Raw genomic sequence first — 21,784 nt, forward strand, 5'->3', positions numbered from 1 at the left:
GGTTGCTGTGCCCCAAAAACGAAAGCTTAGTGGTAGCAAGCTTTTTGTGAAAAAGTTCGGCGGCACTTCGGTGGGTTCTATTGAACGTATCGAAGCGGTTGCTGAGCAGATTACAAAGTCAGCTCACAATGGTGAGCAGCAAGTCTTAGTTTTATCAGCGATGGCGGGTGAGACTAATCGCCTGTTTGCACTTGCAGCACAAATTAATCCGCGCGCCTCGGCGCGCGAGTTAGACATGCTAGTCTCGACGGGTGAGCAAGTGAGTATTGCTTTGATGTCGATGGCGCTACAACGTCGCGGCATAAAAGCGAAATCCCTTACGGGCGATCAAGTGCAAATTCATACAAATAGTCAATTTGGCCGCGCCAGTATCGAGCGAGTGGATACTGAATATTTGCAGTCTTTGCTTGCCGATGGTGTTGTGCCGATCGTTGCAGGGTTTCAGGGCATCGATCCTCAAGGCGAAGTGACCACCTTAGGACGCGGTGGTTCAGATACCACTGCAGTAGCCTTAGCGGCAGCGTTAGAAGCCGATGAATGCCAGATTTTTACCGATGTGGCTGGGGTATTTACCACAGATCCTAATATTGATAGCAGTGCACGTCGCCTCGATGTGATTGGGTTTGATGTGATGCTCGAAATGGCAAAGCTCGGCGCTAAAGTATTGCATCCCGATTCTGTTGAATACGCCGAGCGTTTTCGCGTACCGCTGCGAGTATTGTCGAGCTTTGAAGCTGGGCAGGGGACGTTAATCCAATTTGGCGACGAGTCGGAATTAACGATTGCCTCATTAGTGCAAGGTATTGCGATTAATAAGGCGCTGGCAACGCTAACGATTGAAGGGCTGTTTACCACCAGTGAACGTTATCAAGCGCTGTTAGGCTGCTTAACGCGATTGGAAATCGATGTGGAATTTATTTCTCCATTGAGGATCCATGAGGATGATCCTTCGGGTCGAGTCAGTTTTATGCTCGCTGAAGCTAAGGTTGATACTCTGCTTAATGAGCTCGAAGGCTTAAGTGAAAGCCTTGCTCTCGGACCATTGATTATCGAACGGCAACGTGCAAAAGTATCTTTAGTTGGCAAAGGTTTACAGGCAAAAATGGGATTATTGACTAAGATGTTAGAAGTCTTGGGTAATGAAACTATTCATGCTAAGTTACTCACGACGTCAGAGAGTAAATTATCAACCGTTATCGATGAAAGGGACTTACACAAGGCGGTTCGGGCGTTACATCACGCTTTCGAGCTAAATAAGGTGTAATTAAATAACCGTTTGAGTATTGAATACTATTAATTTGTACTAAGCTGACCTTATAATAAGCCCATCTACCGGATGAGTGCCGTGTGTAAGCTGAATTAAGAAATAAAGGAGCTATCGAATGCTGATTTTGACTCGTCGTGTTGGCGAAACACTGATGATTGGTGATGAAGTCACAGTTACAGTGCTAGGGGTAAAAGGCAATCAAGTGCGTATTGGTGTGAATGCACCAAAAGAGGTTTCTGTTCATCGCGAAGAAATCTACCAACGCATTCAATCTGAAAAATCAGGTACACCATCGGAAGGTGGTAACTTTTAGTACCTTGTTTTGGCAAGGGTACTACGGCAACAGAAGAGTCAGTTTTTTAACTGGCTTTTTTATTTTTTAGACCGAAAGATTGGCGTAAATCAATACATTGGCTTGATATAACAGCAATGTGATTAAAAACAGTTCAAATGGAATCTGTTTCGGAAAAAGGGTTTGACTTATTTTCGTCAAACAGTAATATGTGCGCCAAGAAAACGGAGAGGTGGCCGAGTGGCCGAAGGCGCTCCCCTGCTAAGGGAGTATGGGCTTTAACTCCCATCGAGGGTTCGAATCCCTCCTTCTCCGCCATTTCTTACTGATAGAAAACAGTGCGCGTGTAGCTCAGCTGGATAGAGTACCTGGCTACGAACCAGGCGGTCGGAGGTTCGACTCCTTCCACGCGCACCATTTTTTATTAGTGTTTGATGTAAAAGTAAATTTAGATACAAGTCGCGCGTGTAGCTCAGCTGGATAGAGTACCTGGCTACGAACCAGGCGGTCGGAGGTTCGACTCCTTCCACGCGCACCATCTCTGCATTAGTTAATCTTTAACTCATCAGTTTTGAATTTCATAAGAAATTTTGTAGATAATTGCTTATAGCAAAGAGTTAAAATGCGCGTGTAGCTCAGCTGGATAGAGTACCTGGCTACGAACCAGGCGGTCGGAGGTTCGACTCCTTCCACGCGCACCAATTTAGATTAATATGATTTAAATCGTATTAATGTTTTACCGTTTAACATGCGCGTGTAGCTCAGCTGGATAGAGTACCTGGCTACGAACCAGGCGGTCGGAGGTTCGACTCCTTCCACGCGCACCAATTTAAATTAATATGATTTAGGTCGTATTAGTGTTTTACCGTTTAACATGCGCGTGTAGCTCAGCTGGATAGAGTACCTGGCTACGAACCAGGCGGTCGGAGGTTCGACTCCTTCCACGCGCACCAATATAGTTAACGAGATACGTCTTGTTGATTTAAAGCGTTAAACGCGGAGAGGTGGCCGAGTGGCCGAAGGCGCTCCCCTGCTAAGGGAGTATGGGCTTTAACTCCCATCGAGGGTTCGAATCCCTCCTTCTCCGCCATTCTATTCTTTTAGTCGAGAAGAATAGAATAAATTTGCCAGATAAAAGTGCTTATTCTAGACTCAATCTTGATTGGATCTTTAGAAGTACAAAAACGAGTTTGCGCGTGTAGCTCAGCTGGATAGAGTACCTGGCTACGAACCAGGCGGTCGGAGGTTCGACTCCTTCCACGCGCACCATATAGATAAGCCCTGCAAGCAATTGCAGGGCCTTTTTATTTTTTAATCTGTAAGGTTTAACTCATTATATTTTTACCCGCTTAGGTTTAACCTTAACTTTGCATCATCATCTTTTGCTTTACCTTAGCTATCTTCGGTGTCGCTATCTTTAGCCATTTCGTTTTAAACACTTCTCTTTCTTAGGTTCAACTCACTGAAGAATCTGCTTTTGCCTGTGTTGAGAGTCTATGACGACATTAGATATTCATGTCTGCACTCAATGTCAGTCTCTCAGTGCTGCCTCTGGAGGTATTAGCTGTTCTTTAGTCTACATGTGTGGTGTTTAATTATGTCGGCAGTGATGGGCTACGTGTGAGCTCATGAGCGATAGATCACGGGGAATGATGAGGATGAATGGTGAGGTGGTTTCAATACTGTGCCGTAGGTTAAATGGCAGTGTTTAGAATTGACTCGGGTTCAATGCGGCATCTGGCCCAAGAGCGTAGATTAAGGCTCATAATTGCTCATAGATTGCAGCGATCTAGATACAAGAAGGGCAGCCAAGTGGCTGCCCTTCATTCAGTTAGAACCAATCATAACAAGTGAATCAGAGTAAATGAGAAGCTTAAGCTTCTAACTTAGCGAACTCAGATTTTTGCTCGTTGAGCTTATCCATATCACGCTTGAGATCGGCCATCTTAGCGCGCTCTTTGTCGATAACGTCGGCAGGAGCTTTTGCCACAAAACCTTGGTTCGACAATTTGCCTTCGATACGAGCGATCTCTTGGCCGAGCTTTTCAAGCTGTTTGTCGATACGGGCCATTTCGGCGGCGACATCGATTAAGCCTGCCATAGGGATCAGCAGCTCCATTTCGCCAATCAAACCTGTGGTCGACATAGGCGCAGTTTCGCCATCGGCTAAAATGGTCATGCTTTCTAAGCGGGCAAGCGTAGTGAAGAAGGTTTGGTTTGCTTCTACACGGGCTTTATCCTGCGCGCTAACACCACGAAGTAGGGCATTTAGCGGCTTAGATGGGGCAATGTTCAGTTCGGCGCGAATGTTACGCACCGCGACGATTACTTGCTTAACCCATTCTAAATCGGCCATTGCTGCGCTATCGACTTTAGCGGCATCAAATGTTGGGAACGGCGCAAGCATAATGGTATCACCAGTGACACCGGTTAACGGTTTAACGCGCTGCCAAATGGTTTCAGTGATATACGGCATCATAGGGTGCATCAGGCGTTGCATCGCTTCGAGCACTGTCACTAAGGTGTGACGGGTGCCGCGCATTTGCGTTTCGCTGCCGTTTTGCAATACCGGTTTGGTTAACTCTAAGTACCAGTCACAGAACTGGTTCCAAGTGAACTCATACAGGGTATTGGCCGCTAAGTCGAAACGATAGGCCGCCATGTGATCGTCAAAGGTCTTAACGGTTTGATTGAACAAGCCAATAATCCAGCGATCTGCCAACGACAGCTCCATCTCGCCACCTTTGTACTCTGGTGAGCCAGGGCCGCAATCTTGATCTTCTGTGTTCATCAGCACGTAGCGTGAGGCGTTCCATAACTTGTTACAGAAGCTACGGTAACCGTCTAAGCGCTTCATATCCCAGTTGATGTCACGACCCGTTGATGCCATTGCCGCAAGCGTAAAGCGCAGTGCATCAGTGCCGTGGGCTTCTATACCGTCAGCAAACTCTTTGCGAGTGCTCTTTTCAATTTTGGCGGCCAGTTGTGGCTGCATCATATTACCGGTACGTTTTTCAACGAGATCTTCAAGGCCGATACCGTCGATCATGTCTAATGGATCGAGTACGTTGCCCTTAGATTTTGACATCTTGTTACCCGCTTCATCGCGGATAAGACCGGTTACGTAGACGGTTTTGAACGGGACTTGTGGTTTACCGTCTTCATCTTTGATGAAGTGCATGGTCATCATGATCATACGGGCAACCCAGAAGAAGATGATGTCAAAACCTGTCACCAACACGTCGGTTGGGTGGAAGGTTTTTAAATCTTCTAAATTGTCAGGCCAACCTAAGGTCGAGAAAGTCCACAGGGCTGAGCTGAACCAAGTGTCCAGTACGTCTTCGTCTTGGCGTAATGTCATTGAGTCGGCAATATTGTGCTTAGCACGTACCTCGGCTTCGTTGCGGCCGACATAGACTTTGCCGTTTTCGTCGTACCAAGCTGGGATGCGGTGACCCCACCACAATTGACGCGAAATACACCAGTCTTGAATGTCGCGCATCCACGAGAAGTACATGTTCTCGTATTGCTGCGGCACAAATTTAATGCTGCCATTTTCAACTGCTTCGATAGCGGTTTTCGCCATTGGCGCAACAGCCACATACCATTGGTCGGTCAGCATCGGCTCGATAACCACACCTGAGCGATCGCCGTAAGGCACTTTCAAGGCATGAGGTGCGATTTTTTCGAGCAGCCCTAAGGTGTCAAATTCGGCGACGATAGCATCGCGGGCTTTAAAACGGTCAAGTCCGGCAAAACGTTCAGGCAGGCTGCCATCGAGCGTTTTGTTGAAAGTACCGTCAAAGTTCACCACTTCGGCGCTCACGCGAATGGCGGCATCTAAGGTCAGCACGTTGAACATGGGTAGGTTGTGACGTTTACCGACTTCATAGTCGTTAAAGTCATGGGCTGGGGTGATCTTCACGCAACCTGTACCAAAGGCCATGTCGACGTAATCGTCGGCCACGATAGGAATGCGGCGGTTAACAATCGGCAACAGAATAAACTTACCGACCAGCGCTTGATAGCGTTCATCATCGGGATGCACTGCAACCGCACTGTCGCCGAGCATGGTTTCTGGGCGCGTGGTAGCGACTTCTAAATAGTCTTTACCATCGGCTGTCAGTTCACCGTCGGCCAGTGGATAACGCAGATGCCACATGTGGCCCTGTTTTTCTTTGCTTTCCACTTCTAAATCAGAGATAGCCGTGTGCAGCTTTGGATCCCAGTTGACCAAACGCTTACCGCGATAAATCAACTCGTCTTCGTACAGACGTACAAACACTTCTTGCACGGCCTTGGACAAGCCTTCGTCCATAGTGAAACGCTCGCGGTCCCAATCAACAGAAGCGCCCATACGACGTAGCTGCTTAGTGATAGTGCCGCCCGATTGCGCTTTCCATTCCCACACTTTATCCATAAAGGCATCGCGACCTAGGTCATGGCGATTTTTGCCTTCTTCGGCTTCAAGCTTACGCTCAACCAACATTTGGGTGGCGATACCCGCATGGTCAGTACCGACTTGCCATAGGGTATTTTTGCCTTTCATCCGTTGGTAACGGGTCAAGGTATCCATGATGGTGTCTTGGAAGGCGTGGCCCATGTGCAAGCTGCCCGTCACGTTTGGTGGCGGGATCATGATGCAATAATTGCCTTGGGATTCATCGCCGTGTGGCTTGAAGTAACCTTGCTCTTCCCAGTTTTGGTAAAGCGTTTGCTCGATGGACTGCGGATCGTATATTTTTTCCATGGGAACGTGTCTGTCTCAAACTAATTAAGTGGATGTGTTGCTAAGTCTTGGGTCTGTAAATTGACCCCTAAGCCGCGATACTGTCGATAACGTTCGCGAGCGACCGCTTTATGCTGATCGTCATTGGCAACAAAATCGATAATGTGGCCAAAGTTTACCGCAAATGGGGGCGCTTGGTCTGCAAGATTAATCAGAACTTGGCGACTTTTGTTGGCGCCGAGGCGATCAAAACCAATTTCTACCGGCGATCCCGTCATCGGGCCTTCACCTTTGAGGTTATGAGGTACAAAGGCACTTGGCTCAAACTGCCATAAAAGTTCATCAATTGCATGGGCTTGCTGTTTATCTTGGCAATGGATATAGACCCATTGTTGCTTCACAAAAGCCTGTTGCGCCAGTTGGCATGCCAGAAGATGCATCTCGCAAAGTGCAGGGTTCGCATTCGCGGTTTCAACAGGTGAATCAGCCTTGGCTTTGGCAGGCGATGCCACTGGCGGCATAAGATAAAACAGCACTTGAGTCATGATTTCAATGCCTTGCTTCACTTGTTTTAGTGGTGAACGAGAGCAGCAGTTTACACTAAAAGTCAGTATGGGTTAATGCTTAGGGCAAACCTTACGGTGAGGTTTTATCTATCACTGTCTGGCTGGACTTAATGGGATGCTTTCAAACCGTTGGAGATGAAGAGGGTAGAGCTATAACTCTTTGAAAAATTATTCTAAAACCATTAGTTGTTCAGTTTTTTATTCAAGTTCTTATTCAGGAAATCGATTTTCTGATTAAATTAAGAAAATAAAAAAGGCGAAGATTTTCATCTTCGCCTTTCATTTATCGAGCCTTTAACACACTAAGGCCGGATAGTTGGTTATTCGCCGAGTTCGACGCCAGCACGATTGATCAGGAACTGAGTCAATAGTGGCACTGGACGGCCCGTAGAACCTTTGTTAGCACCGCTATTCCAAGCTGTGCCTGCAACGTCTAAGTGAGCCCAGTTGTACTTTTTAGCAAAGCGCGAAAGGAAACATGCTGCAGTGATAGCTCCAGCAGGACGGCCACCTAAGTTGGTCATGTCAGCAAATGGGCTGTCGAGCATATCTTGATACTCATCCCACAATGGCATGCGCCATGCGCGGTCACCACTTTGCTCACCGGCACTTAATAGCTCGTGTGCCAGAGGGTTATGCGATGAGAACAGACCCGATGCGTGTTTACCAAGGGCAATCACACACGCACCAGTCAGGGTTGCAGTATCAATAACCAATTCAGGATCGAAACGCTCAACATAGGTTAATACGTCACATAGAACTAGACGGCCTTCCGCATCGGTATTTAACACTTCAACGGTTTGGCCTGACATAGTGGTCAGAATGTCACCTGGACGGTAAGCATTACCCGATGGCATGTTTTCACAGCCAGCCAGAATACCCACAACGTTGATAGGTAACTTCATGTCACAGATGGCTTTCATGGTGCCGATAACACCCGCTGCGCCGCCCATGTCGTACTTCATTTCGTCCATGGCTTCGCCAGGCTTCAATGAAATACCACCCGAGTCGAAGGTTAACCCTTTACCGACTAATACGATGGGTTTTTCTGTGCTATCGACAGCGCCCTTGTATTCCATCACAGTCATGATGGATTCATTGGCACTGGCGCGACCGACTGCAAGGTATGAGTTCATGCCCAGTTTGGCCATTTGCTCTTCACCAACAGTGGTGACATGCAGAGTGTCGTGTATTTCAGCCATTTGGCGAGCTTGAGAAGCTAAATAGGCTGGATTACAGATGTTCGGTGGCATGTTGGCTACATCGCGACATAAATGCATGCCAGCAGATACAGCCATACCATGCTCGATGGCGCGCTCACCTAAGGTTAATTCACGGCGAGTCGGGACATTGAACACTAATTTACGCAGTGGACGGCGAGTTTCACCTTTGCGGGTCTTCAGGGCATCAAAGCTATAAAGACTGCTATTAGTGGTTTCAACCGCTTGACGTACTTTCCAATACGTATCGCGTCCTTTCACATGCAGTTCAGTTAAGAAGCAAACCGCTTCCATTGAACCCGTTTCGTTAAGGGTGTTGATTGTCTTAGTGATGATTTGTTTGTATTGGCGTTCGTCTAATTCTCGTTCTTTGCCACAACCCACTAATAATACACGTTCACTCAATACGTTAGGAACATGGTGCAGCAATAGCATCTGGCCAGGTTTACCTTCCAGATCGCCGCGACGCAGTAGGTTACTGATATAACCTTCGCTAATTTTATCTAATTGCTCCGCGATACCCGACAGACGACGGGGTTCATAAACACCGACCACGATACAGGCTGAGCGTTGTTTTTCGGGGCTACCGCTCTTTACGCTAAACTCCATGAGCACTCCTAGATTCTTAAAGACAAATTTTTATATTTATTGGATAATGTCTGCTTGTCCCGAAAAGGGCCTAAGTTATTACTCCAAAGGTGATTTATTCTCGGCGCTTGAGTCACGCATTTCGTGACGTTAAGTTTACCTAGAACCCCTGAAGCTGGTCAGAAAACTATCAAAAGTAAACAGTTTACATGAAAGTTAGTCTGTTACCAGCAAAAAGATAAGTTTAGAGACCGGATCCTGCCTGTGATTGTATTTAAATACCTTATTCGAGAAGTTTTAAAGGCACAAATTGCGGTACTTTTAGTGCTGTTAACTATTTTTATTAGCCAGCATTTCGTGCGTATACTGGCCGATGCCTCCGACGGCGATTTTCCCGCCTCTTTAATCATGACTCTGATTGGGCTTAACTTGCCTTATCTGGTGATCTTAGTGCTGCCGCTAAGTTTGTTCTTGGGTATTTTACTGGCCCACGGCCGTATGTATTCCGAAAATGAAATGGTCATCCTCCACGGTGTTGGGGTCAGTGAGTGGTATGTCACCCGCGTAACGCTGATCCTCGCCGTGATCAATATGCTGTTTACTGGCTATTTATCCCTTTATGTTGCTCCTTGGGCAGAAGAACAGCAAAACCAAGTGCTCGAAAAAGCCCAGTCCGAAGCGGGTCTTGCCGCCTTAATCCAAGGGCGTTTTCAGGCGAGTCCCAATGGTCGCGCGGTATTATTTGTTGAGCGTATTGGTAAAGATAACGAGTTAGATAAAGTGTTTGTAGCCCAGTTACCTGATCCTGATGATGAAACTGGCGTGACCAATGTCGTGGTGGCTAAAGGTGGACGAGTACAGGAAGATAGTTCAGGTGCTCAACAATTGAACTTGAATGACGGTGTGCGTTATCAAGGCAGCCCGAAGGCGAAGGACTACCAAATGATCGAATTTGGTGGTTATAAAATGCAAATTAAAGAGCAGCAAGTTGATGAGCGTCGCCGAAAGTTATCTGCACTGCCCGTTGATGAACTCGTTAAAATTGAAGGTGCTGAAGCCGCTGCTGAATTCCACTGGCGTCTTGCTATCCCGCTCGCGATTCCAATTATGACCCTGATTGCTGTGCCGTTGGCGCGGGTGAATGTGCGCCAAGGTAAGTTCGCTAAGATGTTCCCAGCAGTACTTTTGTACCTTGGCTATTTTGGGCTAATGGTCGCGGGACGTAAGGCATTGCAAGATGGGATTATTCCATTGTATTTAGGTATGTGGTGGATCCATGTTTCTGCGCTCTTGATGGGGTTATTCTTGCTCGGCAAAGATAGGCCTATTTTCAGTCGTATATCGTCCTTGTTTGCCAATAAGAAGGTGGCAGCATGAAGATATTAGACCTTTATATCGCCAGAATATTGTTAAGCACTTCAGCGCTTTGTTTGCTGGTGTTGACTGGTTTGTCGGGCATCATCAAATGGGTTGATCAGCTGCGTTTAGTTGGCCGTGGCACCTACAGCATGATGGATGCTGGCATCTATGTTTTATTTTTAGTGCCACGGGATATTGAAATGTTTTTCCCTATGGCCGTCTTGCTAGGCGCTTTGATTGGTATGGGAATGTTGGCATCAAATTCCGAACTTGTGGTGATGCAAGCTTCTGGCATGTCACGTTTACAGATCACTATGTCGGCGATGAAAACTGCTGTGCCTTTGATGTTATTGGTGATGGTTTTAGGGGAATGGGGCGCACCGATTGCTGAGCAAAAAGCCAATGAGTTACAAGCTGTTAAACTCTCTGGAGGGAGTTTAATTAAGTCCCACCGTGGAATTTGGGCAAAGGATGGTGATTTGTTCGTTAATATTGGTGAAGTTGAAAACATCAATAAACTCAGCAATATCACGCTTTATAAATTCAATAGCGAACTTAAGCTCACTAACGTAGTTCACGCAGACCGAGCGGTATTTTCCCAAGATCGCTGGCGTTTATTTGACGTTAAACGTACTGATTTAAGTTATGAAAAAGTCGTGCTTGAGTATCTTGAAGAAGACCAATGGCAATCGAGTTTAACGCCAGATAAGCTCAGCGTAGTGTCGATTAAACCCGAGGCGTTATCTATACGTGGTCTGGTCGGTTATCTTGATTACCTTAAAACTAACAGTCAAGATCCCAGCCGTTATGAGCTTGCTTTATGGCGCAAGGTGATGCAGCCCGTGACGGTCGCAGTGATGATGTTAGTGGCACTGTCGTTTGTATTTGGTCCGCTGCGGACTGTGACTATGGGTGCGCGCGTATTACTTGGGGTCGTAGCAGGTTTTAGCTTTTATATCAGTAATGAGATTTTTGGCCCCATGAGTATAGTGTATGAGCTACCTGCTTATGTGGGGGCAGTGGCACCAAGCTTGCTGTTTACCGGCGTTGCCTTCTACTTTATCCGGCGATGATACCGCTTTGATAATAAAAAACGACGCAAAAGCGTCGTTTTTTATTAAGTTTCATTTGTTCATTTTTTTCTTAATGCGAGTAATTCTTTCATTAGTTCAAATGAATAAATTTGAAAAGTTTCACGATTTTGAGTCGTTGGTGATTGTATTATTTTTTGCATCAGAATATTTGTATTCTCAAAATAGGAAGTTCCTTCGCGCTCATTCTTTTGATATCTATATCCTTCTAAATTTTCAATATCTTCTGCAATTAAAAATGTTCTAGCCCATTGATATGATTTCTGAAATTGGTCATTAGCTTGTTCCCATGAGGCTCTGTAATCGTTTACATTTAAAGCAATGTCTCTATTTTTAGGAGAAAGTTTAGCTTCCTTTTTCAATCTACAAGAATTTATATGGGCATCAAGATAAATGTAAAAACTATCTATGTATTGTCTATAAGACTTTTCTAAATCCACTATAGCTTTATATCGTTCAGTGTGTTCAAACTGTGTTCTCCATGTATTCAAAGCTTTTCCGGCTATATATGCAGTGAACACAGTAGCAAATCCACCTAAAATAGTTACGAACTTAACAAGCCAGTCGAATAAATTTCCGATTAGTGATGAGTTTACATACTTTCCAAAAATCCAACCTAAACTTATTAACGCTATAGCTATAAAGAACATAGCCAGAATAATTAGTAAATCAGAGCTAATTTTTTTATCCATATTGTTTACCAAAGCATATCCTTATTTAGCCCAGTTTTTTTAATCATACTTTTGACTACTAAGCGCCGTGCCAGTTACGCATTTGGTTAGCTTCTTTAGACAATACAACCACTTCCGAGCGAGTCATCATATCCTGCAGTGCGCGCTTATCATCATTGATTAAAATCCATAAATTGCCAATGCCGAGCAGTGACCAAATGATGCGAGCGTAGGCAGTGATCAGGCTTAAGTTTTGGCCATTAGGATGTTGAATTTTAAGCCGCCAAGCGCGCATCCCTAAGGTTTGACCGCCCTTACTCCAGAATAATGCGTAGAAAGTGCCGACACACAAGGCAAGCCAAAGTTGATAAATTCCCTGATAAGCTGGCGTGCCATTGAGTGCATCTGAGACATGCTCAAAGCCATTCATGCCAGCCAGTCCTGAAGCGGTGAGGCCGTAGAAAATCCCAAAGCCCATTGCGCCAGCAACCATATAGACGGCCACGGCTAACATCGAATCGTAAACTGCAGCGCCTAGGCGGCGGAAGAATCCTGCGCGGGGGAAGTTAGCATGTTCGGTATTGAGCATTATAGTGTCCTGTTATTGAAGTGCTTACAGCTAATACAAAAACAATTAATACATTAGCCTAGGCTTCAGGTTCTTCATCTCTGACAAAGTGGATATTGCTAAAACCAAAGCGGGCAAACTCTACTTTCCTGAATTCTTTTTCAGCCTTGGCACCTTTACGAGATGTCATGGCGACTTGTTGCTCCATAGCCAAAAATTTGGTCAGATCTATGCCCTCGGCTTCGGCCACAGCTTCATATAAATCATGGTGTTTGTCGTAGCTAAAGGCGATAGTTTTAGTCTTACCTTTGAAGGTATAAGTGACTTGACGGGCCATGGGGGAGCTCTCCTGAAATAAGTCTGAAATTAATTAAATTCACTTCTAAAAATAAAATACACAGCACCTAAGATGCACAGTCCTGCCCACAGATAATCGAGCTTCAATGGTTCTTTCATATAGAAATAGGCAAAGGGGACAAACAAACTTAAGGTGATGACTTCTTGTAAAATTTTTAACTGGCCGACATTCATTACTGTGTAGCCGATACGGTTAGCAGGCACTTGCAGCAAGTATTCAAATAGGGCGATACCCCAGCTCACTAAGGCCGCAATAATCCAAGGTTTTGAGCCTAGCGTTTTCAAATGCCCGTACCAAGCAAAGGTCATAAAAATATTACTTAAGCAAAGTAAACCGATAGTGGTTAGGGTTGGATTCATTTTTCATCTCTATGATTAAATTTATAAATCATATACATAGCATCGTCAGTATAGCTGCCAAGGCATTTATCGATTGCCTTAGGTTTAAAACCCATTTTAAGCCAATAGCTGTCGGCACCTTGTACGGCTACTAGGGATAAGGAATTGAGATTATAGCGATCCGCCAATAGTGTTAGGCGGGTCAGCGCCTTAGCGCCAGCGCCTAAACCTTGGGCTTTGGCTGAAATCGCAATATCGTGTAGGTATAAGGTATCAGCCTTAGGTAAATGGGTGATGGGCTGATATAGCGCGGGCGGCATATTGGCGGTCCATGGGTGAGCCAAGCAATAACCGACAACCGACTTATCCACTTCGAACACAAAACAGGACTGAGGTGATACCTGCCATTTACTTTGCAGTACGTGCAGTGGCTCAGGATCCAGTTGTGAGTAACACTCGTCTTGGATCGCTAAAATGGCATCCCAATCCTCTGGGGTGATTGCACGCAGTAACATGGCTGACATTTATCCTGTTTCAAGAGTCCTGATTCAAATAAGCTCGGCATTATAACCTCAAGCAGCGTTAAAATGCAGGCTCCAGCGGCAATATAAAGCGCTTTAAAACCCGTATAAACTGAGCTTTCAGCGCTTGTATACCCAAACAACCTGAAGATACAGGATTCAGCGGGAATTTAACGCACTTTAGGCAAGGCGGTTATTTGCAGACCTAGCGGGCTAAGTTAAAAATAACCAACGCAGCATAAAGTGCGTTAAAACCCGCCGGGACGGAGCGCCTAGGGCACTTCACTTCCGTGTTGCATCAATTCAAAAGGTGGCCGACATTCTGTCATTGATGCGCCTTGAATTGATGCACCCTAGGCGCTCTGAAACTCGACTCTTCAGGTAGCTTGGGTATAAGCATTAGCAGCGGTTAAGTGCCCAGATATCGTTGGCGCAGGTGACGCTCAAGATATTGACCATTTAGGGTTTCACCCGTTGCTTGGCGTATCAGTTCATCGGTTGTGAGCAAAGATCCCTTAGACCAAATGTGTTCACTCAGCCATTGGAATACCGAGTTCAACTTGCCTGTATCGATTAGGGTTTCAATTGGCCCTAAGGCTTTTTCCATCGCAAAACGACATTGGGCGGCATACATGGCGCCTAAGGTGTAACTTGGGAAATACCCTAGTTCACCAACGGCCCAATGGATATCCTGCATGCAACCGTCTTGGTAGTTGCCATCGGTATTAATCCCCAGCAGTTGTTGCATCTGCGTCGACCAAAAATCAGGCAAATCCTCTACGGTTAAGCTGCCGTCGATAAAGGCTTTTTCTGCCTCAAAGCGCAGTAAAATGTGGCAAGGATAGGTGACTTCATCGGCATCGACGCGGATAAGTCCGGGCGCTACGCGGGTGTAATGCTGTGCTAATTCTTGGGCGCTAAAATGACAATTAAGATGTTGCGCAATTTTAGGCTGCAATTGGCGTAAAAATGCCGGATTTGCCCCGAGTTGCATTTCGCAGAATAGACTCTGGCTCTCGTGGATACCCATAGAACGCGCCAGTCCCGCAGGTTGTCCACGCCACGCTTTAGGTAAACCTTGCTCATATCTGGCATGGCCTGTTTCATGAACTATACCCATGATAGCGCTACTGAAATCAGCCTCATTGTAGCGAGTCGTTATCCGTACATCGCTTGGCACGCCGCCACAGAATGGATGGCTGCTGATATCCAGCCTACCGTGGTTAAAGTCAAACCCCAGAAAATCCATTACGTCTCGGCCAAGGGCTTGCTGCGCGCTAACATCGAAGGGACCATTTAGCGTTAACTTAGGCTCGTTTGCCTGTTTAGCCAGCACTTCTTGGATGAGTGTCGGTAGCCAATCTTTCAGTCCGCCAAAGGTTTGCTCCAGCTTTGCCGAGGTCATTCCCGGCTCAAATTTATTGAGCAGGGCATCATAGGGGGAAATATTCTGGGCTTCGCCGCGGATCTGCGCTTCTTCCTTAGCAAGTGCAATTACCGCTTTGAGGTTTGGTTTAAAGCCTTGCCAGTCATTATTTTTACGTTGTTCACGCCACGCATTCTCACATTGATAGGCCATTTTAGTTTTGGCTTGCACGAGATCGCCGGGCACTAAATTTGCCTGTTGATATTGGTACTGCATTTCCCGCAGGTTAGCTTGTTGTTCCGTTGTGAGAGATTCGTCCGTCGCGCTGTGTAAGTGTTCGGCTAAGACGGTTGAGGTTTTGAGTGTGTGGATATGTCGCGCCAGTTCAGCCATTGCATCGCCGCGATCGCTATTACCGCCCATAGGCATCATGGCTGCTTGATCCCAGTCACCAAGAGCGCTGAAATGTTCAAAGTGAGAAATTTTTTGAAAATGTGCTGTCAGTTTATCGTAACTTGGTGTTGGTACTTTGCTCTTGGGTGAGTCCATGGAATTTCCCTTCTGGCGCATCAAATCCTGCGCGAATAAATAACAATAACAGGATGATCATACAATGACGTCAACAGTATACTCAAACAACCTGAAGATGCAGGACTCAGTGGGCTGATATTAACGCTATAGTAACGCACTTGAGGCAAGGCCATTTATTGCTCCTGAATAAATGGCATCCACGCCATATATGGCGATTACGGCTATTTGCAGCGCTAGCGGGCTAAGTTAAAAAGAGAGTTGTAGTGTTAAAGTGGTTTTCGATAGGGTACTAGCAGCGAAGATGGCCACGCGATTTTGGCGCAGCAGAGTGATAGTCAAAATCTATTTTAGGGACAATTTTTAGTTTGGAAATTGTGCTTGCCTTGCTATTCTGTTGTGGTTAAGTCGATAATTACAGTGAAATAAATGGAATGCTGTATTGTTCAAGGAGATGACTATGTGGGCGTTTTTAGTTGAACAGCCTAATTTACCTTACACCATAGCTTTTGCCTGCGTACTGGCCCTTGGTGTGTTTGAAGTCTTCGCATTATTCATAGGTTTAAGCATGTTAAGTGCGTTAGACCAATGGGTGCCTGCTGATGTGGAATATGATGCTGATGTGGGCGCGGGTGGACTCACGGGCATTGCCGGTTGGCTGTGTCTAAATAGACTCCCATTACTTATTTGGTTTGTGCTTGCGCTGACCAGTTTTGCGATTGCGGGTTATATCGTCAATTTTATCAGTGTTAGTGTTGCCGGTTTTTTACTGCCGCAACTGTTCACTTTACCCATTGCTATTGTCGCCAGTGCATTTTCTTGCCGTTATTTTGGCCGAGTGCTTGCTGATCATTTACCTAAAAATGAATCGAGTGCGATCTCGCTAGATGATCTTAGCGGCTATGTCGGCACTATCACCTTAGGTTGCGCAATTAAAGGCATGCCCTCTGAAGCTGTCGTTCGCGATAAACATCAACAAAAACATTACGTTTTAGTCGAGCCCGAAACTTCGGATATCGAGTTTGCCTCAGGCACTCAAGTCGTGCTGCTTAAGCGAGAAGGCCGCGTCTGGTCTGCTACGCGTTTTGATAATTAATCTTCCCAAGCCATAAATCAATTGAAAGGAAATCAAATGGATGTGTTAACAAACGTAGGTTCATCCGGTAGTTTTATTTTGCTCGTTGCGGGTATGGTGCTACTCGGCCTCATTGTGATCGGGTTAATTTTCGCTAAGTTATATAAACGTGCAACCAAAGAAATGGCCTTTGTGCGTACCGGCTTTGGGGGTGAGAAAATCATTAAAGATGGCGGCGCTATTGTGTTGCCTGTATTACATGAAACCATCTCGGTAAAATGGCAGCGCAAACCTTAGGCACGCGTACAAACCGCGTTGAAGAGCTTAAAAAGCTGATGGAGTCTAAGTTTGTCGACGTGCTGCGTGCCGTGGCCGCCGAAATGACCATGACAGAAATGCATGAGCAGCGTGCCGATTTTGTGCAACGGGTGCAAAATAACGTCGCCAACGATCTGGAGAAAAACGGTCTCGAACTCGAATCGGTTTCATTAACGGGTTTCGATCAAACTGATTTGCAGTTTTTTAATGAAAACAACGCATTTGACGCCGAAGGTCGTGCGCGTCTGGCGAAGATTATCGAAGAGAAACGCAAAGAAACCAACGATATTCAGCAGGAAAACCGCATTAAGATCGAGCAGCGTAACCTCGAAGCTGAAAAGGAATCCCTAGAGATTGAAAAGTCGGAAGAAGAAGCGCGCTTGATCCAGCAACAGTCACTCGAATTTAAACGCGCCGATCAAAAAGCAGAGATTATTAAGCAGAAAGAAAACAAGGCCCGTGAAGAACGCGAAGCCGAGATTGCTAAAGAGCGCGCCATTGAAACCGCTGAAATCGAAAAGACCAAAGATATCGAAACCCGTGAGATTGAAAAGTATAAGTCGATTGAGCAATCGCGCATTCAACAGCAAAGGGATATCGAAGTTTCTGAGCAGGAAAAACGCATTGCGGTTGCGGCCAAATCTGAAGAAGAATCAGCAGCTCGTGCCCGTGCAGCTGAAGCCGAAAAACTGAAAGTTGAAAAAGAAGAAGCGGTAATCACAGCGCGCCAAGTGGCAGAAGCTAATCGTCGCAAAGAGATTGAAGTGATTGATGCTCGTAAGGAAGCTGAGCGTGATGCAGTCGGCGTAACAGTGCAGGCCGAAGCTGAGAAACGTGCAGCTGAAGACAGATCGAGTGCGATTCTGATTGAAGCGCGCGCCAGTGCCGATGCGAAAAAACTGCAGGCCGAAGCGGATGAAAAAGTGTATGCCGTTGAAGCTGCGGGTAAACAAGCGCTTTACGAAGCTGAAAACGTCTTGAGTGATGAGCAGATTGCCCTGCAAAAATCCCTCGCCATTTTGAAGGCCTTGCCTGAAATCGTGGCTCAAGCGGTTAAGCCGTTAGAAAATATCGAAGGTATTAAGATTCTTCAAGGTTATAGTGCAGGTCATCAATTTGCTGCGGGTGGCGAAGGTGCTCACCATCAAGGTGGTATCGCAGAGCAAGTGACCAGTGCAGCGTTAAACTATCGCGCCAATGCGCCTGTTATCGATGCCATGCTCAGGGAGTTAGGGTTAGTGAATGGCGACTCTGGAACTTTGAATGATTTATTGAACGGCAATAACACCTTAACCGCCGAAGCCTTAAGTGGTGTTACCTTGTCGAACTCTAGACCTAAGGACTATAGCCAAACGCAGGTAGTAGAGAGCCAAAGTGTGCTCAAGCCTTAATCTCAACGACATTAAACTAAGTCAAATCAAGTAAAGCGCTCGCCGTTGCTCTTTTGAGCCTTGTGCGGACAAAAGATTGATAAATAGGACGAATGAAATAAAACCGCTCACCATTATGGTGAGCGGTTTTTTTTTGGCATTAAATCAAATCTAACGGCTTATTTGTGTACCTTGTCGACCCCCGATGAGCGACCTTCGGCATGACAGGTTGCGCATGACTCCTGTCCTGATTGGTAAATTCGACCACCGCTGGCATCGCTTTGGTAAACCCCGCCAAAGCTACGTGCATGGACGACTAAACTATCGATAAGCGTGTGACATGCCGTGCAGGTTGCTAAGGTTGGTGAGTACTCGGCAATTTGCCCTATGTTGGCTGCATCGGGTGTCGCAACTAACAGGGATTGCTGTGCACTTAGCCCCTCGAGACTGAGCTGTCCTGTGCTATGACAAACACTACAGTTATTTTTTGCATTAGGGTAAGTGAGTTCGGGACGTGGGTTGTCAAAACCCACTACAGTGCGGGTTCCCGCATGCAGTGAATGCACCATTTCCCTGTAGCTCAAAGTATTGTTGATGGTGCGATAGGGCTTGATTTGGCTGGCCCCAGGAGTATGCATCACATTGGCATTGAGATACATAATCGCATCATTACTGTGGCAACTTTGACATTGCCCATCGGTCAGTGCGGTTGCCGTTTGCGGTGCATGACAGGTGCCACAGCTGCTATTGGGTTCAAAAATTCCTTTCATTTGATGCGCTGACAGAACTCTATCTTCTAATCCTTGATCATGACATTGGCGACAGGCCTGTTCATCGACCTTAGCTTTTGCAGTAACAGCTTGACCTTGCAGGCTTAGCAAATTAATGGCACTGAGACTCACCTCTTGATTTGCGATATTACAGTTAACGGCAAAGCCAGTATTTTTATCGGCACAGAGCACCAGTTTACTGTAGAGTTTTGACTGACTCAGATCGCCAAAATCGGCAGCCGACAGGTTAGATATAGTGACGGTTAGCTGATTGGGCGCGGTAATTTTTAAGGCGACGTCGCTCGTGTTTGCTAATAAATCCCACACTTTACGCTGGCCGTTATTGATTGGCATGTTCGCGCTATTTGTTTCACCAGTGGCAATCAACCAGAAGGATTTTATCATAGGCTGACTGGCGGGCAGTTGCTCCATTTGCTGCACTTGCAATGTCACCGCAAGGGTCTTAGCTTCAACGCTTAGCTGCGAACTCAGTAACTTAACTTGGAAATCGCTCACCAGCTTAGTGGCTGTTTTCACGGCGGCATTGTGGAAAAGCCCAACACCTTCAGGATTAGTGCTATCAGGGTGGCAGCCGCTACAGCCCAGTGTCCATGGGTTGGCAAAAATTTCCCTATTGTGGAATAACCCCGCTACAGTGCCATTCCAATCTGCGGGAATTTGCGCTTTGTGACAGTCAAGACATGCGGTTTTACTGGGGATATTACTATTGCCACTTTGCGCCGTTGCGCCGGGAATATGGCATTGCTGACATTGGGTCATATCACCGGGAAAGGTCACATTGGCGTAGTCATATAGCTGCCCCTTGTAACCTACAATTTGATATTTGGCTTGGTGGATCTGGTGTGTCAATGTCGCCATATCAAGGCTATTACCCGTTTCAGGATCGCCAGAGTAAGTCGTGTGACAGACAACGCAGCCCTCAAAGGCAAAACGTTTATTGCCGTGCATCAAAAGGCGAGTATCGGTATTGGCTAAGTCTGGGTTATGGCATCGAAAACAGGCTTGTTCCGGCGCGATCACTTTACGGCCCATATCCGCCGCGACAGTCTGTCCTGTGGCGGGCACAAAATCGTACACGCTGTTGATCAACTGAGTGTCGATTGTGCTGTTTGCTAACGGTTTTAACTCTAGGTAAATCCTGTGGGTGAGCTCAGGCGAGTACTGGGTATCTATCCCCGTAAATTGGGAGTAACCCGTGAGTGGTTTACTCAAAGTGTAACGGTATTGGCCCGCGCCTAATGAGGTTAGACACGCCGTTTTACAGCTGCTTTCAATGCCAGCTTGCCACTGAGTCTGTGCATTCGCTTGGGCATTTGTGGCAGGTTCTACTTGATTATTGATGTAACTGGTCCATTGCAACGCAGCATCTGTCGCGCTTGCTGCAGAGTTAGTGACTTCTGTGCCAGTTGTTGCCATAGCATTCGCCGCGGCTTGGGTGATTTGATAGTGCTCCTGCGGCGGTGCTAATTTGGCAATACCGACACCTAAGGTATCTAGCTCCTTCAGGTTTTCTAGTCCTGTGACCGCAATACCATTGGCATTGCTGAGGAAGAAATCGACCTGCACATGAGTTTGTGCATCGATAACCACATTTTCTATTGTCGCTTTGAGTGTATCCGCTTGTTCAATGCTGATACTCACAATCCCTGGTGGACCTTCTTTCCCATCGTCACCATCGGAACAGGCTGTCATCAGACAGACTACGACTGCCATTGGCGTAAAGATTTTCCATTGAGAACGGGTATTCGTTTTCATCATTTTCCATTCCTTTTTAATTAGATTCTGTCGGGACTCTTATCGGAATGTATGCGGTATAGATATTAACTTAGTTATGAGTCGAGTTGCACTTAATTAACCAAATTTAAAAGTTATTTGTTAATTATATTAAAGTAATTTGAAGTGAGGCATTATTTAAATTTGCTAGATGTTGAATTGTTAATTCTTGAAAACGTTACTCTGATGCATGTCGTGTAACTTGATCTAATAATGCCCCAATATGGGTAATTGTGACGCAGGTTAAAAATCAAAGACATAATTACTTTAGCATAAATTGTCGGGAATCAAAGTGTATGCATATTTTAATTATATTGCTTTGACTAATAAAGGATCAAATATGATTACCAGAAGAGGAATGCTTAAAGGCGGTATGGGCGTTACTGTCGGTACAGTTTATAGCGGAACATTAATAAGTTTTCTGACCGGTTGTGGCAGTGACAGTAATAGCCAAGAGATAGTAGAAGTCATGCCTGGTGGACTCATGGTGGTGAACCCTACGGTTTGTGTTAGCTGCAGACGCTGTGAAATTGCCTGTGGTTGGAACCATGAAGGGGATAGCAGTCCGACACTTGCCCGCGTCAAAGTAGAAAGAAATATGAACTATGGCCCACATGGTGTGCAATTTGACTATGAAATACAACGAGGAGAATGCGGCGATAAAACCGTTGTTCCTTCCACTTGTCGCCACTGCGAAGTTTGCACTGAAGTTTGTCCACAGCAAGCTATTTCAACGAACGAACAAACTGGCGCCAAAGTGATTGATGAAGAACGTTGTGTCGGATGTGGTTATTGTGCAGATAAGTGTCCTCAACAAGTCATTAAAGTTGTTCGCAGTAAAATGAAAGCCGTCAAATGTGATTTATGTAACGGTAAACCTGCCTGCGCGCAAGTTTGTCCTACAGGTGCAATTAAATTTTATAACTGGGAAGAGGCTGAAGCTGCATTAGAACAATATGAAAAATATACCGGCTTAGTTTCTTAAATTCAGGAGA

16 protein-coding genes, 8 tRNA genes and 1 pseudogene are annotated in these 21,784 nt (G+C 46.0%); 15 read left to right on the forward strand and 10 right to left on the reverse strand.

The window, feature by feature from the left end:
- Window positions 1-7: 7 nt before the first annotated feature.
- The 10 genes from L5M37_RS06845 to L5M37_RS06890 all read left to right on the forward strand — a co-directional run bounded on the left by L5M37_RS06845 (window position 8) and on the right by L5M37_RS06890 (window position 2,828).
- Window positions 8-1,264 carry an aspartate kinase gene (locus L5M37_RS06845; RefSeq protein ID WP_006082603.1) on the forward strand — a complete coding sequence of 419 codons (1,257 nt, stop codon included), beginning with the start codon at window positions 8-10 and terminating at the stop codon, window positions 1,262-1,264.
- A gap of 118 nt (window positions 1,265-1,382) precedes the next feature.
- Window positions 1,383-1,580, forward strand: coding sequence for a carbon storage regulator CsrA (csrA, locus tag L5M37_RS06850; RefSeq protein WP_006082602.1), 198 nt, complete (start codon window positions 1,383-1,385; stop codon window positions 1,578-1,580).
- A gap of 205 nt (window positions 1,581-1,785) precedes the next feature.
- Window positions 1,786-1,877, forward strand: a tRNA-Ser gene (locus L5M37_RS06855).
- A 22-nt stretch (window positions 1,878-1,899) separates the two neighbouring features.
- A tRNA-Arg gene (locus L5M37_RS06860) sits at window positions 1,900-1,976 on the forward strand.
- A gap of 44 nt (window positions 1,977-2,020) precedes the next feature.
- Window positions 2,021-2,097: transfer RNA gene (locus L5M37_RS06865), tRNA-Arg, on the forward strand.
- A gap of 86 nt (window positions 2,098-2,183) precedes the next feature.
- A tRNA-Arg gene (locus L5M37_RS06870) sits at window positions 2,184-2,260 on the forward strand.
- A gap of 49 nt (window positions 2,261-2,309) precedes the next feature.
- Window positions 2,310-2,386: transfer RNA gene (locus L5M37_RS06875), tRNA-Arg, on the forward strand.
- Window positions 2,387-2,435: 49 nt separating this feature from the next.
- Window positions 2,436-2,512: transfer RNA gene (locus L5M37_RS06880), tRNA-Arg, on the forward strand.
- A gap of 45 nt (window positions 2,513-2,557) precedes the next feature.
- A tRNA-Ser gene (locus L5M37_RS06885) sits at window positions 2,558-2,649 on the forward strand.
- 102 nt (window positions 2,650-2,751) lie between these two features.
- Window positions 2,752-2,828: transfer RNA gene (locus L5M37_RS06890), tRNA-Arg, on the forward strand.
- Window positions 2,829-3,432: 604 nt separating this feature from the next.
- On the opposite strand, the gene L5M37_RS06895 is transcribed toward L5M37_RS06890, so the two are convergent.
- The 3 genes from L5M37_RS06895 to pepA all read right to left on the reverse strand — a co-directional run bounded on the left by L5M37_RS06895 (window position 3,433) and on the right by pepA (window position 8,683).
- Window positions 3,433-6,309 (reverse strand): valine--tRNA ligase, encoded by a 2,877-nt coding sequence (locus L5M37_RS06895; RefSeq protein ID WP_263199901.1) that lies wholly within the window; start codon window positions 6,307-6,309, stop codon window positions 3,433-3,435.
- A 20-nt stretch (window positions 6,310-6,329) separates the two neighbouring features.
- Entirely contained in the window at window positions 6,330-6,833 is a 504-nt protein-coding gene (locus L5M37_RS06900) for a DNA polymerase III subunit chi (RefSeq protein ID WP_131523599.1), read from the reverse strand.
- 341 nt (window positions 6,834-7,174) lie between these two features.
- On the reverse strand, window positions 7,175-8,683 hold the full coding sequence (gene pepA, locus L5M37_RS06905) for a leucyl aminopeptidase (RefSeq protein WP_263199902.1): 1,509 nt from the start codon (window positions 8,681-8,683) through the stop codon (window positions 7,175-7,177).
- Window positions 8,684-8,926: 243 nt separating this feature from the next.
- On the opposite strand from pepA, the gene lptF reads away from it, so the two are divergent.
- Window positions 8,927-10,039, forward strand: coding sequence for an LPS export ABC transporter permease LptF (gene lptF, locus L5M37_RS06910; RefSeq protein ID WP_113939369.1), 1,113 nt, complete (start codon window positions 8,927-8,929; stop codon window positions 10,037-10,039).
- Window positions 10,036-11,094 carry an LPS export ABC transporter permease LptG gene (lptG, locus tag L5M37_RS06915; protein WP_105251819.1) on the forward strand — a complete coding sequence of 353 codons (1,059 nt, stop codon included), beginning with the start codon at window positions 10,036-10,038 and terminating at the stop codon, window positions 11,092-11,094. The genes lptF and lptG overlap by 4 nt, the downstream gene beginning before the upstream one ends.
- Window positions 11,095-11,153: 59 nt before the next feature.
- Here the strand turns inward: lptG and L5M37_RS06920 are convergent, their stop codons facing one another.
- The 6 genes from L5M37_RS06920 to L5M37_RS06945 all read right to left on the reverse strand — a co-directional run bounded on the left by L5M37_RS06920 (window position 11,154) and on the right by L5M37_RS06945 (window position 15,483).
- A complete protein-coding gene (locus tag L5M37_RS06920) occupies window positions 11,154-11,804 on the reverse strand; it encodes an OST5 family protein (RefSeq protein WP_263199904.1) in 651 nt (216 codons plus the stop codon).
- Between the two features lie 58 nt (window positions 11,805-11,862).
- Window positions 11,863-12,372: an RDD family protein gene (locus L5M37_RS06925; protein WP_263173219.1), complete on the reverse strand. Its 510-nt coding sequence runs from the start codon at window positions 12,370-12,372 to the stop codon at window positions 11,863-11,865.
- Between the two features lie 58 nt (window positions 12,373-12,430).
- Window positions 12,431-12,688, reverse strand: a complete 258-nt coding sequence (locus L5M37_RS06930; RefSeq protein WP_006082593.1) for a DUF2960 domain-containing protein — start codon at window positions 12,686-12,688, stop codon at window positions 12,431-12,433.
- 29 nt (window positions 12,689-12,717) lie between these two features.
- A complete protein-coding gene (locus L5M37_RS06935) occupies window positions 12,718-13,068 on the reverse strand; it encodes a DMT family protein (RefSeq protein ID WP_006082592.1) in 351 nt (116 codons plus the stop codon).
- Complete coding sequence (locus L5M37_RS06940) at window positions 13,065-13,562, reverse strand: GNAT family N-acetyltransferase (protein WP_113939489.1); 498 nt, start codon at window positions 13,560-13,562, stop codon at window positions 13,065-13,067. The genes L5M37_RS06935 and L5M37_RS06940 overlap by 4 nt, the downstream gene beginning before the upstream one ends.
- A 415-nt stretch (window positions 13,563-13,977) precedes the next feature.
- On the reverse strand, window positions 13,978-15,483 hold the full coding sequence (locus L5M37_RS06945; RefSeq protein WP_263199906.1) for a carboxypeptidase M32: 1,506 nt from the start codon (window positions 15,481-15,483) through the stop codon (window positions 13,978-13,980).
- Between the two features lie 439 nt (window positions 15,484-15,922).
- On the opposite strand from L5M37_RS06945, the gene L5M37_RS06950 reads away from it, so the two are divergent.
- Together L5M37_RS06950 and L5M37_RS06955 are read left to right on the forward strand one after the other, a co-directional pair.
- On the forward strand, window positions 15,923-16,558 hold the full coding sequence (locus tag L5M37_RS06950) for a YqiJ family protein (RefSeq protein ID WP_131523602.1): 636 nt from the start codon (window positions 15,923-15,925) through the stop codon (window positions 16,556-16,558).
- A gap of 36 nt (window positions 16,559-16,594) precedes the next feature.
- Window positions 16,595-18,246 (forward strand): annotated as a pseudogene (locus L5M37_RS06955) (flotillin family protein).
- Window positions 18,247-18,404: 158 nt separating this feature from the next.
- Here L5M37_RS06955 and L5M37_RS06960 read toward each other — a convergent pair.
- Window positions 18,405-20,774, reverse strand: a complete 2,370-nt coding sequence (locus L5M37_RS06960; protein ID WP_263199908.1) for an OmcA/MtrC family decaheme c-type cytochrome — start codon at window positions 20,772-20,774, stop codon at window positions 18,405-18,407.
- Between the two features lie 355 nt (window positions 20,775-21,129).
- On the opposite strand from L5M37_RS06960, the gene L5M37_RS06965 reads away from it, so the two are divergent.
- Window positions 21,130-21,774 carry a 4Fe-4S dicluster domain-containing protein gene (locus tag L5M37_RS06965; RefSeq protein ID WP_263199910.1) on the forward strand — a complete coding sequence of 215 codons (645 nt, stop codon included), beginning with the start codon at window positions 21,130-21,132 and terminating at the stop codon, window positions 21,772-21,774.
- The last annotated feature ends 10 nt before the right edge of the window (window positions 21,775-21,784 follow it).

It is taken from the genome of Shewanella sp. SM69 (assembly GCF_025653985.1).
GTDB classification, from domain to species: domain Bacteria; phylum Pseudomonadota; class Gammaproteobacteria; order Enterobacterales; family Shewanellaceae; genus Shewanella; species Shewanella oncorhynchi.